The 13,142-nt window shown below is 36.6% G+C and carries 10 protein-coding genes and 1 tRNA gene; 4 read left to right on the top strand and 7 right to left on the bottom strand.

Translation table 11 applies throughout. The features are described from left to right. Nucleotides 1-99 precede the first annotated feature (99 nt). On the top strand, nucleotides 100-1,653 hold the full coding sequence (locus AC13DP_RS15045) for a M20/M25/M40 family metallo-hydrolase (protein WP_272957306.1): 1,554 nt from the start codon (nucleotides 100-102) through the stop codon (nucleotides 1,651-1,653). 117 nt (nucleotides 1,654-1,770) lie between these two features. Here AC13DP_RS15045 and AC13DP_RS15040 read toward each other — a convergent pair whose 3' ends face one another. Together AC13DP_RS15040 and AC13DP_RS15035 are read right to left on the bottom strand one after the other, a co-directional pair. Beyond that, a complete protein-coding gene (locus AC13DP_RS15040; RefSeq protein ID WP_347405727.1) occupies nucleotides 1,771-2,919 on the bottom strand; it encodes a DUF3095 family protein in 1,149 nt (382 codons plus the stop codon). A gap of 14 nt (nucleotides 2,920-2,933) precedes the next feature. Next, entirely contained in the window at nucleotides 2,934-3,884 is a 951-nt protein-coding gene (locus AC13DP_RS15035; protein WP_228250871.1) for a DUF1028 domain-containing protein, read from the bottom strand. A 315-nt stretch (nucleotides 3,885-4,199) separates the two neighbouring features. Between AC13DP_RS15035 and AC13DP_RS15030 the strand changes: the two genes are divergently transcribed. Further along, nucleotides 4,200-4,271 (top strand) — tRNA-Arg (locus tag AC13DP_RS15030). A gap of 451 nt (nucleotides 4,272-4,722) precedes the next feature. On the opposite strand, the gene pckA is transcribed toward AC13DP_RS15030, so the two are convergent. Both pckA and AC13DP_RS15020 read right to left on the bottom strand, forming a co-directional pair. Continuing rightward, entirely contained in the window at nucleotides 4,723-6,303 is a 1,581-nt protein-coding gene (pckA, locus tag AC13DP_RS15025; protein WP_483068046.1) for a phosphoenolpyruvate carboxykinase (ATP), read from the bottom strand. Nucleotides 6,304-6,579: 276 nt separating this feature from the next. Further along, complete coding sequence (locus AC13DP_RS15020; protein ID WP_483068045.1) at nucleotides 6,580-7,719, bottom strand: hypothetical protein; 1,140 nt, start codon at nucleotides 7,717-7,719, stop codon at nucleotides 6,580-6,582. A 610-nt stretch (nucleotides 7,720-8,329) separates the two neighbouring features. On the opposite strand from AC13DP_RS15020, the gene AC13DP_RS15015 reads away from it, so the two are divergent. Together AC13DP_RS15015 and AC13DP_RS15010 are read left to right on the top strand one after the other, a co-directional pair. Further along, on the top strand, nucleotides 8,330-9,865 hold the full coding sequence (locus AC13DP_RS15015) for an SLC13 family permease (RefSeq protein WP_483068044.1): 1,536 nt from the start codon (nucleotides 8,330-8,332) through the stop codon (nucleotides 9,863-9,865). Between the two features lie 34 nt (nucleotides 9,866-9,899). Further along, nucleotides 9,900-11,192 carry a porin gene (locus tag AC13DP_RS15010; protein ID WP_483068043.1) on the top strand — a complete coding sequence of 431 codons (1,293 nt, stop codon included), beginning with the start codon at nucleotides 9,900-9,902 and terminating at the stop codon, nucleotides 11,190-11,192. Nucleotides 11,193-11,460: 268 nt separating this feature from the next. Here the strand turns inward: AC13DP_RS15010 and AC13DP_RS15005 are convergent, their stop codons facing one another. The 3 genes from AC13DP_RS15005 to AC13DP_RS14995 form a co-directional block, all read right to left on the bottom strand. Then, nucleotides 11,461-11,676 carry a hypothetical protein gene (locus AC13DP_RS15005; RefSeq protein ID WP_483068042.1) on the bottom strand — a complete coding sequence of 72 codons (216 nt, stop codon included), beginning with the start codon at nucleotides 11,674-11,676 and terminating at the stop codon, nucleotides 11,461-11,463. Nucleotides 11,677-11,718: 42 nt separating this feature from the next. Beyond that, a complete protein-coding gene (locus AC13DP_RS15000; RefSeq protein ID WP_483068041.1) occupies nucleotides 11,719-12,699 on the bottom strand; it encodes a family 43 glycosylhydrolase in 981 nt (326 codons plus the stop codon). 98 nt (nucleotides 12,700-12,797) lie between these two features. Further along, the coding region (locus AC13DP_RS14995; protein ID WP_483068040.1) for a beta-galactosidase small subunit-related protein at nucleotides 12,798-13,142 on the bottom strand (345 nt) is incomplete at its 5' end.

Below are 13,142 nucleotides of genomic sequence, written 5' to 3'. Positions count from 1 at the left end.
ACTGTCGGATTCAAGAATAATAGGTGCTAAGCTATGATTTCGGTAAAGAATATATTTATATTTGAGAGCTATATTTCACCAATAATTAATCAAAATCCAATGAAAACCAAATTACAACTAGCTTTTGTATCTATGGTATTGGCCGCGACAACTTCGTTTGCACAACAGCCGGATCCCATGGTACAGGAAATCGTTACAGAGGCTACCGAAAATTCTCAATTAAAAAAATTAGGCCATGAACTTTTAGACGTTATAGGACCAAGACTCGTAGGTTCACCACAAATGGAACAGGCACATGACTGGGCTGTTAAAACCTATGCCGACTGGGGGATCGCTGCTGAAAATCAGCAATGGGGTACCTGGAAAGGTTGGGAACGTGGGATTACCCATATCGATCTTGTAGCACCTCGTTTACGAACTTTAGAGGGAAGACAATTAGCATGGAGCCCATCGACATCGAAAAAAGGAGTTACCGCTGAGGCTATAATTTTACCAGAAGCGAAAGACTCGGCCGATTTTCAATCTAAATTAAACCAGGTAAAAGGAAAGTTTGTATTGTTGTCTTTTAACGAGCCAACCGGCCGTCCTGATTATAACTGGGAAGAATGGGCAACAGAGCAGTCATTTGAAAAAATGAAAAAAGAACGATCTGAAGCTGAAAATGACTGGAGAGCGCGTATAAAAGCTACCGGATATTCTTCAAGAGAATTGCCTGAAATTTTAGAGAAAGCAGGAGCAGAGGGTATTATCACTCTAAACTGGTCTAGTGGCTTTGGTGTGAACAAAGTATTTTCTGCTTATACCAGGGACATTCCTACTGTAGATCTATCTTTGGAGGATTATGGTTTGGTGTTCAGAATGGCAGAAAACGGAGACAAACCAGAGCTTCATATCGTAGCTACTTCTAAAGATCTTGGTGAAGTACCAACATTTAATACAATCGCAAGCATTGAAGGTTCAGAAAAACCTGAAGAATATATTGTGCTTTCCGCGCATTTTGATAGTTGGGATGGAGGAACCGGGGCTACCGATAATGGTACAGGTACTCTAGTAATGATGGAAGCAATGCGTATTCTTAAAAAAGTATATCCAAATCCTAAACGTACCATTATTGCCGGTCACTGGGGAAGTGAAGAACAGGGATTGAATGGTTCTCGTGCCTTTGTAAAAGATCACCCTGAAATTGTAGAAAATATCCAGGCCGTTTTCAATCAGGATAATGGTACTGGGCGTGTAGTTAATCTTTCTGGAAATGGATTGGTAGACGCTTACGATTATTTAGGAGACTGGCTATCTGCAGTGCCGGATAGTATTTCTAACCAGATTGAAACCAATTTTCCGGGAATGCCTGGTAGAGGAGGATCAGATTATGCTTCTTTTCTTGCGGCAGGAGCACCGGCTTTTAATTTAAGTTCACTAAGCTGGTCGTATTGGAATTATACCTGGCATACTAACCGTGACACCTATGATAAAATTGTTTGGGACGATGTGCAAAGCAATGCCATCCTTGCTGCCATCTTAGCCTATAAAGCAAGTGAAGACGCTGATAAGACTTCCAGAAAGCAACGTGTTCTTCCTATAAATCAAAGAACAGGTGAGCAATCTACCTGGCCAGAACCCAGAGATGCGACCCGTAGAGGAGGTTTAGATTAATCCCGAAGGTTTTGAATTCCTACCGCTCAAAACCAAAGGGCTGATAAATGCCTATTGGCTTGGCTGGTTTACAGCGATTCGATAATTTCTAAGATTAATCATAAAGCAGTTAATAGTTTAGGGTTTACGCTTTAAACTTTTAGCTGCTTTTGTATATCCGCCATTACCGCCGTCTACAAAGTGAATATGTTCGTGGGTGTTAATATCCCGTACATAGCAAGACATAATGCTTTCTTCACTAACATGAATTCCATAAGCTATTTTTCCTGAATTTTCCAGATTGTCTAAATAGCCGGTAAGTGCATCTCTTTGCTGAGGTGTTCCTGAAATGACCGTATTAATTCGGCCATCGATCGTTAATGTGTCGGTTAAGGCAACTAGTTTTTTAAGGTAAATTTTTGAGTTGTCTTTTTTTAGCCAAATATGTTTTCCATATTGTCCAATCATCCAGCTTTTCAAAAGATAGGGAAGGTTAAATTTGCCTAATTTAGCCTTCATTTCAGCATTGATTTTACGAAGGTTTGCTTTCAGTTTTAATCGTCTTGCCGTTATAGGCTTTCTACGACTGGGCGAACCATAAATATCATCGATAGCTTTAAGTACTTCAGCAAAAATTTTAGAGGATTTAGTGTCGTCTTTAGAAATTACGATTAAGCTAACTACTTCCTGTCCGTTTTTAGGGGGCTTTATTTTATCCCATTTACATTCCATGCCCTCCAGATCAAGTGGTTTATGATCTGGGATAATTTCCTGTTGGGGTAAGGTATTCTTAATAAGGTCTTCTGCATAATGCAAAGCATCCCCCAGTACAACAGGGATATTTAGATCGTCATTCACCTTAAGTTTGGCGATTTTAAGCTGAATCTTTTCCTGATAGATGGTTTTTACCGGAAGCGATCCGGTTTTAAGTTCTAATTTGAAGTTTTTAAGGGTATTTTTTTTATGTTTCTGAAGTGCATTAAGCGTTTCGTGTAGAATTTCCTGGGGTACCAGAGCAATTGCACCATCGCCGCCAAAAAAGAATGGAATATTAATTTTTGCCTTATAGGCAATATTAATGATGGCAATTACAGCACCTGTAGCGATCAGGTTAACCGAATTATGCTGACCTTTGGCAATAGCTTTGGTCGAATTTTTAATATCGGCAGCAACGATATGCCAGCTATCAGGAACACGATGAAAATGACCAATATCTCCCACAAGTGTACTTACCGGAATATTTAAAGCCGGCAGATTTTCATAAAAACGGGTGCTATTATTAGCCATTTTAAGTCATGATTTTACAGGTCGGTGATCTGATCTATTTCCTCCTCAGTAAGATTTAACAGTCCTGCTTTTGGAAGTCGGGTAATCATTTCCCGCCAGTTATCGTCCTCTTCAAATATAGTAGCAAAAACAGGCAATGCCTCTTTCAGGCGGTCACTATTAGCCATAGCTACTGCTTTCCAGAATTTCATTTCCAGATTATCAGGAAACATTTCTTCCGCAATACCATATTCTTCTAAAGCAATATCCACCTCTCCTTTTTCGACGGCTAGATCCCCTTTGTTCATATGTTCGTAAGCTCGCGCAGTCTTGAGTAATCGCTCTAATTCCAGAATTGGATTTTGATGATCGTCTACTCTTAGATCGATTTTCTTTTCTTCCCAGGAGTTTTCTACTTTTTTGGGACCTACAACGATAAGTGCAGCCGATTGTTTACCACGAATATCGCCACCGGCATTTTGCGCCGCTTTTAAAACTTCGATCATCTTTTCAGCTAAAGGAAGATTTTTATGGGCTTTAAAAGCTTCGGCCATTGCAGGAACTACCTTATTGTTCAGCATCATATTGGCTTGCACAGAAAAATTCTCACCTTCGATATGCGATGCAGCTTCCACACAAAGTTTTCCTGTATAGGCAGCAACATTGCCCTGAACATCTAAAAAGGCAACCTGTCTGTAATCGCGGCCTTCATCCTGTTTAACTAACTCCTCTAAAGCATCTTTAGCAGACATTCCGCCGCTCATTAATTTAAGTCCGTTTGGACCATACGCGGGGTTCACAAAAGATTGTGTTGCTACCACGCCCACCCCAGATTTACCCCAACTTACCAAGGAGCCTACAGAAAACCAATGGCTTTGGACTGCAATAGCCATTTCGCCGGTTCCTGGATCTTTAGCAACAATAGAGAAGGTGTGAGCAAAAGCTTCTTTATCGATATTGGCGTTTTGAGCATTTGCTGTTATCATAAAAAAACTAATTAAAATAAATAATGTAATCTTTTTCATGGGATCGTCTATAAATAAAAACTAATTTAAATATACAATCTTGGCAGAAGTTGTAGCTCGATTTTTTTAAATTTTACTAGATAATTAAGACGCGATGTCCCAGACCTGCTCGCTAGGTGTTGAGTAACAGAATATTTAGCCGATAATATTAGTCTTTAATCTAGAGCATCCTGTATTCACTTGGATGTAATCTTATTGATATTCTTAGGGAAGTTTTAACGAGTATAGCGTTTCCATAATAAAAACATTTTTATTTTTGTGTTGCCAAAGAAAAATGGCCTCGTAGTTCAACGGATAGAATAGAAGTTTCCTAAACTTTAGATCCAGGTTCGATTCCTGGCGAGGCTACTGGAGTAATAATAGATATTTTCTGTTATTTTTAAATTACAGATACCTCTGTCTATAAATGCAAATTCCTCCGGGAATAGCCCCAGAGGAATTGAAAGGTCAAAAAGGGTTTAGTATATGGATCAGAGCATTTGATTTATATTTATTCTCTTTAAAGCGCAAATGGCTTAGCGAAAAAATAATATCTAGATCATTTAGACTGCACCCCGAAAAAAGAATTCTGGCAGGTTTATGGGCATCATTATTTTTACAGAGGCTGTTTAAACTATTTCATGGTTAATTCAATAAACCTAGTTTATAAACTATTTTGCCCTCAAAGATTATAATTCTTTAAAATAAAGATCCAAAGTTTTAGCTACATCAAACATTAATCACTGCTAAATAAAACTTTATTTAAAAAAAGTATATTAACAACTAATACTTATAAGATTGCGATAAACTTTGCATTCCATTAAAAATCAAAACGCTGAGGGCCTCCTCTTCGAATGTCTTCATTAGCGTATGATTCAAATTTTTCAAAGTTTTTACGGAAAGCATTAGAAAGTTTAAAGGCCGCCTTGTAGTAAGCGGAATCATTATCCCAGATTTTACGAGGACTTAATACAGCATCCGGAACTCCGGGGCATGTTCTTGGTTGTGCAACACCAAATACCGAATGAATATGATAATCTTTGTAGGTATAATCAGGATTTATGCTACCGTCAAGAATTGCATTTACCATGGCTCTAGTATATTTTAGTTTTATACGTGTACCTACCCCATAAGCACCACCGGTCCATCCGGTATTGATTAACCATACATTGGCTCCACTTTCTTTGATTTTTTTGTTTAACATTTCTGCATATTTAGTGGGGTGTAATGGCATAAAAGGCGCTCCAAAACACGCAGAAAATGAAGGCAAAGGTTCTACAATACCTGCTTCAGTACCAGCTATTTTTGAAGTATATCCTGAAATAAAATGATAGGCAGCCTGGCTTGCGGTCAATTTTGAAACCGGGGGTAATACACCAAAAGCATCAGCGGTGAGGAAAAAAATATTTTTTGGCGTGCTCCCTACAGAGGGAATCTGTATATTCTCAATATAGTGTATTGGGTAGCTTACCCGTGTATTTTGAGTTATAGAGGAGTCGTTAAAATCTATTTCAGAGTTTTTTACGACCGTGTTTTCAACAAGCGCACCCGCTTTAATTGCATTGAAAATGTCGGGTTCTGATTTTTCATTCAGGTTGATCACTTTTGCATAGCAGCCTCCTTCAAAATTAAAAATAGTGTTATTAGGATCCCATCCGTGTTCATCATCTCCTATAAGTTTGCGTTCAGGGTCTGCAGCAAGCGTGGTCTTTCCTGTGCCTGATAACCCAAAGAATAGTGCGGTATCCTTATCTTTTCCAACATTGGCAGAACAATGCATAGGCAATACATCATGATAAACCGGGAATAAAAAATTTAAAGCAGAGAATATTCCTTTTTTTATTTCTCCTGTGTAGCCTGTGCCACCTATTAATACCGTTTTTTCTTTAAAGCTGATTACCGTAAAGTTTGAGTTATGGGTACCGTGTATTTCTGGATGTGCCTTAAAACCCGGAGCATTGATAACTGTCCATTCTTTGGTGAAGTTTTTAAGTTCAGATTCTTTCAAACGTAAAAACATATTGTGTATGAATAAATCTGACCATGCATATTCAGATATGAATTCTATATTTAGTTGGTATTTATCAAGTGCACAAGCATAAGCAAAACGTTTATACATCTTTTTTCCTTCTAAATAATCGAGGATGTCTTTTTTAATGCGGGCAAAATTTTGAGAATTTATGGGTTGGTTGATAGATCCCCAATCTACAGGTTCTTTAGTAATCTCATCTTTTACAATAAAGCGATCTTTCGGGGACCTTCCCGTAAAAGTTCCTGTTTGTATAGCAATACTGCCTGAGGAAGTTTTGACTCCCTCATTATTTTCAATAATAAGTTGACTTAGTTTTTCTGGATCCAACTGAAATGCTACTTGAGCACCATCTAAAACGTTATCGTTCATAATGAGTGTTTTAAATATTTCATGGCAATTTGCTTAAAATATAAATGATAAGTTGTGTTTTAATGAATTTTATTAATTTTTATTAAATTTTAAGCGCGTATTTCATAAATGCATCGAAAAATGATGTGAAGTATAATTCATTATTAAAAGTAATGCCATTTGCGTAAGACTATATAATTTGATGCTGTTTACGGTCTTTTAAGGCGCGCCAAATTTTATATGGGTGATATATAAGACTCAGCTTTTAGTTAAGGCATTTTTAGAACAGGGCAGTAGTTATTCATCATCTAATGATTGTCTACAGGTACTTTTGATAAACTGCCGGGTTAATTTAAAGGCTTTGGTATAAACTGAGGGAACTCTATTTGTGGTTAACTTGCAAGTAAACTTCATTAAATCTCCTTCCTTAACATCATGAAAATCAATACCTGGTAGTGGACTTTCTGCGCAGTTTATAGGTCGGGAAAAATCTTCTAAACCATTTCTGGCGATTAGATTCAGTTTTTTATTAATAAAAATTACTTTTTCCTCACTTAGTTTATCTTTTAATATATCCTGTGGCACAGGCACTAAATCCCTACCAATAACCTGGCCATCTCTGGAAATGGAATCACCAATGGTGAATCTATTTCTAAATAGTGTATGAACTGTCGCAACTTTTACAAACCGACTGTCCTTATTAAAGTCAAGTGTCTCATAAAAGGAACCTTCGCCATTCCTCACATCATTATTGTTCATAAATGTTGATATATTCGATTCGGTCATGTCATACCAGATTTCATGCTTTTGGTATTCATAACCTTCAAGCAAACTACCATCGGGTTCTATATTGATAGCACATCGTGTGTACATTTTTACAGAGGTTGCTTGATAATGAAAGCCATCTGTCTCTATATAGAGTGGGATTTTGTATTTTTTATTTAGTTCCCATTGTCCCTGTAACTTATAACACGGAAAATTACAATCTGCCGGAAGCTCCTCCAATTTAGTGTATGGATTTACGAATTCGGTTTCAAAAGCCCATCTTAACGTGTAATCTCTTGGGTAATCTTCAACATTTGTTTTGGTGGCTTGAAGATCTAAAATTAGTAATGTTAAGGAAATCAATAGTAAAGCGGCCAATATGCCTATTAGCCAGTTCTTTTTTCTTGAAGTCTCAGGTTTGGATAAATTACTTGTGGTAGCATTTTTCTCCAGTTCTTTAATTTTAAGTACGCGATCTACATTCTGCAAGGTTCTCTCATACTCCCCAGGAGTTGCCGTCCCATTTATTAAACGTGAAAACTGGGCATCACTATAACCAAGGTCACGTGCAATTTTAGAATTACTGGAGTTTTTAAATCTTTTCTTATCAGATTCAAATGTGCCGTAAAGCTTCTCAAGTTTTTCTGTAATTCGTGCGTACAGTTCTTCCATTTTCTGAAACCAATATTAAATTGAGTATCGTTAATCTTATTGTACTAATATATGTAAATACCTTATTTTTTGAAGGATATCATTCCTCATTTTTTAAGAAAATGTTAAAGTCTGGATCGCTTTACGATGTTTTTTAGAAAAAATATGGAAACATATTTACATATTATGATATCTACCAAAGGACTAAGAATTGGTACTATTACATCGTAGTACAAATTAAGAGTTACTTTATTTAGATGGAAAATTAATAGATCGCACTTCTCAAATTCCATATAATTTTTCTTTTAACTGAATGAATGGTTAGATGATAACATTTCTTTTCAAAATATGGGCGGCTAATTAAAACTGACGGAGACTGATTATAGGCCAATATGAAAATTGTAGTAACAATTTACATGTGATGATCAATTATAAATTTTACTAAATAACTAAAAAATCATCAATAAAATTCATTAAAAATCAATAAAATTTACTGAAATAACATAATACCTAAAAATTATCTATAAAATTGTAGACTCTATAAAAATTTTGCGCTCTTATTGCTTGATCAATAAAGCCGGTTTTTTAGCCTATAGAAAGAGAATGTTCAACAATTTTAAAGATCAAACCTATGATTAATGATGTACAGAATATTTCGGGCAATAGAAATCCTGACAGAAAAGAACCGAAAAAGTGGAAAAATTTTACGCTATTGTTGGGGCCTATAATGTTTTGTGTACTACAATTTGTAGAACCTCCGAAAACGTTATCGCCAGAAGCCTTCGAAATTTTGTCTGTTGCAATTTGGATGGCAATTTGGTGGGTTTCTGAAGCCGTTCCTATTGCTGTTACAGCCCTTCTGCCTATCGTGCTGTTTCCATTGACCGGAGCATTAACTTTAGAATCCACAACCCCATCCTATGGTCACAAATATGTATTTCTTTATATAGGAGGTTTCATTTTAGCCTTGGCGATAGAACGGTGGCAGCTTCATAGGCGTATAGCATTAAACATCCTGAATATTGTTGGTTCAAAAGTGAAATATATCATACTGGGCTTTATGGTATCCACTGCATTTTTATCAATGTGGATTTCCAATACGGCAACAGCAGTAATGATGCTTCCCATAGGCGTCGCCATAATTAAACAATTTGGAGCAAAGACAAGTAAAAAGCGTGAGAAGAAGTTAGGTCGTGCACTCATGTTATCTATTGCTTACAGTGCATCTATTGGTGGATTTGCTTCTTTAATAGGAACACCGCCAAATCTGGTTTTAGCAGGAGTAATAGAAGAGCTTTATGGTGTTAAGATCAGTTTTATGCAATGGATGCAATTTGCATTACCTGTCTCAATTTTACTGCTTTTTCTATGCTGGATCTATTTAACAAAGTTTGCCTTTAAGATTAGTGACGAAGTCTTTCCTGGAGGTCATAAAGAAATCAAAAGCATGCTTAAAGATCTGGGTAAGATTTCCTATGAAGAGAAAGCGGTATTAATTGTATTTATTTTGACTGCCCTGGCCTGGGTCTTCCGGTCATTTATTCAAATTTTTATCCCCATTATTGATGATACGATCATAGCGACTATTGCTGCGATAACCTTATTTATGATATCGGCCAAATCATCAAATAGGAGGCTATTACTTTGGTCAGAAGCTGTTAAACTACCCTGGGGAATCATTCTACTTTTTGGTGGAGGTATGGCCTTGGCAAAAGGATTTACAGATACAGGTCTTGCGGATTGGATTGCTGCGCAATTTTCCTATTTAAAAGGAATGGAACTTTTCTTTCTTATGCTCATCCTGGTGGCAGCGGTTAATTTTCTTACCGAAATCACCTCTAATCTTGCGACTACTGCCATGTTACTTCCAGTATTAGCTCCTATTGCATTTTCTATGGGGATACATCCCTATATGATTATGGTAGCAGCCACTCTTGCGGCGTCATGCGCGTTTATGTTACCGGTAGCAACTCCACCTAATGCTGTGGTTTTTGGTTCTGGATATCTCAAAATATCGTCAATGGTAAAAGTTGGAGTAGTGATGAATATAGTTTCCATTCTAATCGTAACCCTAATAACCTATTTCCTTCTGCCTTATTTATGGGATATAGATAAGTTTCATTTCCCCCAGGTTTTTAGACAATTTATGGACACCCCGAATCTATAGACTTTCAATTTTAATTTCTTAAAACTGTAAAATTATGATTTTTAAGATTTCTAAAGATTTTAGACAAGGATATGTCATAGCCAGTATAGTTTGCATTTTTGGCATCTATAATTTGGTTGCACAACCAAAAACTCTTAATAAAGGAGAGAAAATACTTTCAAGCCTTTCTATAAATGGTTCTGGGCAGCTTTGGTTGCGTTACAGTGATTTAAATCCGGGCACCCAAATTAATAACAACGAAGTACAGGATTTCTGGGATATATCGGTTAGAAGATACCGATTAGGATTCAAAGGAGAGGTTTCAGATAAAATAGATTTTGCTTTATTACTTGGAAACAATAATATAAATATAAAATCCCCTAATACGTCTCCAATATTATTGGAGCTTTATATGAGCTATAAGCTGAGTGATCATATTATAATCACCGCCGGGAAGAATCCCTGGACTGGCTTATCAAGGTATGCGGCACCTTCTTCATCTAATTCTTTGGGACTCGATGTAAATTTTGCTTCTGGGCCGTTCCTCAATTTCCAAGATGACCTGTACCGTAAATTCTCAATAGCTGCACATGGTATTGCTGGAAAATTTGATTACCGTGCGGTATTATCAAAACCTATGAACAGGGTTAGTAGCTCATCATTATCAGAAGATGCTAAACTAACCTATAATCCAAATGCAGTGTATACCTCTGCTTATGTGAAGTATCAGTTTAGAGAGCATGAGCCTAACACCCCATTTAGTGCCGGCACCTATCACGGGACAAGAAATATTCTTAACATAGGTGCGGGGTTTACAAACCAAACCAAGTCGTCTCAAAGCCTTACCGCACTAAATGATACTTTAACCCACGCAGCGAGATCATTTGCCATAGATGCCTATTATGAACAGGCGCTTACCAATAATCATTCATGGACGCTTTATACAGCATATATAAACCACGATATTGGCCCCAACTATGTACGTAACCTGGCGGCTAATAATATAGCAGATGCAGGTACAAGTATTTCTGTTAATGGTGTTGGTAATGCGATTCCTGTAAACGGTACCGGAGACATTTTGGTTTTTCAGGCTGGATATTTACAAAAGTTTCAAAAAGATATGTTTATAGAAGGAGTACAACCTTATTTTTTGACCCAATATTCAGATTTAGAGAAACTTGAAGACCCGATTATGCTTTATGAAGGAGGGGTTAGTTTCTTAATGAATGGTCATAATTCAAAATTTGTTCTGGGGTATCAAAACTGGCCTGTAGTTATGAAAGACTCTTCAAGAAAAAACTCAAGGAATTCCCTCGTGGTATTGATGTATCAATTTAAGTTCAAATAACAAATTATCTCTTATTGTGCTTTTGCCGCTTAACGGTCGTTATGCTCGAACAAAAGGGAATTGAAAAGAATTGTTATTGCCTCATAAAACTAGATAAAACCCACCTTTATTCATTGTGATGTGCATGAAAAAAGAATAAACACTATTTAAAATTTGATCTGTTTTAAATTCATTCGAAAATATAACTCCTGATCAATCGTAACCTCTCCCAGTGTAAAAAAGGGGAGAGGTAAGAAGTGATTTAATTGATATATTCTATACTACTCTATTAAAGAAATGGTAAATTATATGAATCGTATGGATAATGGCTTATGCGTATTACATTAATATTATTCTTTTGCATCATTTCACCATTGGTTGTATAGCCTTTATAGGGATGGAGCCCGGTAGGATTCACTGAAGTCTCCAAAGCACTATTAATACTAGTGTTTATTTTTTCAGGTTCGTAAGGATAGCAAACGATTACTTTCTGAAATAATTTCAATGAGTTTAAAATAATGCTTTGGACCTTTTAAAAGTTTAATAATTAAAAATTCATCAACGTATTGGATGGTCTAACCACTTCTATTTCATCATTCGAAAAGTTAAGGCTATCAATAGCCAATTCTCTATACAATTTATCACTATTATCGGTTATGCGATGGTATAAAATATAATCCTGACCAGCTTCTGTAAATACACTATGGTGTCCTGGTCCTAAAGTTGATCTATCTTCGGAAGTGGTTAAAACCGGACTATTCTTTCCTTCTGTAAATGGCCCAAATGGATTATCGGATTTGGCATACCTTACTTTATAAGTTTCTGTAGTACATTTTCCATCAGAATACATTAAAAAATAAGTTTCGCCTTTTTTAACCATAAAAGGTGCTTCAAAGTAATTTGGTGGAGTAATATCTTTGATTGCAGTTTCATCAAAAGAAATCATATCGTCTTTTAAAGGAACCACAAAACAATGTCCGTTTACCCAATCGAGCCCAGAGCCCCAATACAAATACACCTGTCCATCATCATCTATAAAAACTTCAGCATCGATCATATGATATTCTGGAAACATGTTGCCTTTAATAAGCGGTGAATTATCTTTTTTAGCATTTTTCCATGGTCCCAACGGATGATCGCTTACTCCTGCCCAAATTTCGCTACCTACAGAAACATACATATAAAATTTTCCATCTTTTGCCTGAATAACCGAAGGCGCCCAAACATTACTTGAATTAGACGTTTCACTGGTACAAAGTTCTTTGCTTGGCCACTTGATGTGTTTTTGCTCCCAATGCACAAAATCATCTGATTCTAATACTCCTAATTCTTCTGTTCCCCAGGGGTCTATCGTAGCGTAGATATAATATTTTCCCTCAAATTTAATGATTGAAGGATCTGCAAAATCGCCATCGATAAGTGGATCTTGTAAAACAATTTCACTTTTCTTTTTTTCCAAACAACTCGTCACCAAAGCAAATAACATTAGTGCGATTATTACCCCATATTTTTTTAAAATGTGTGTCATTATATATAATAATTTTGAATCCAATCTAATTTTTGTAAAACCTGCTAAATTTAAAACCAGAGCGTTTATGTGGTCTTATTTTATATCATCTCAGCTTCCTATTTCAGCAAAGAAATAATATAGGAATATTGATAACTATTATCTTCCAATCGGTACTGTTGATGCGGATACCGTCCCCAGGAATCATCACCACCAAGGCCACGCTGTTTCAGGTCGATATGTAAAAACACCTTGTCCTGAACCGTAATATCGGTAGGGTGACGTTGGGCTTTCCATTCCCCCGGATCCAGATCCTCTGTCGGTACATTCAATGCGCTAAAGCCCAGGGGTTGTTCCCCGGTAATCTGTAACCCGGCTCCCTTTTTATTTTCAAGTCGAATCCATCTCGCATCAGTTTTATACCCTGCTTCCTGCGGACGAATATACTCCCAGGTAAACTGGTT

It is taken from the genome of Zunongwangia sp. L-65 (assembly GCF_056859415.1).
The sequence above is the reverse complement of the archived record's forward strand: the minus strand, read 5'-3'. Positions and strand labels throughout refer to the sequence as shown.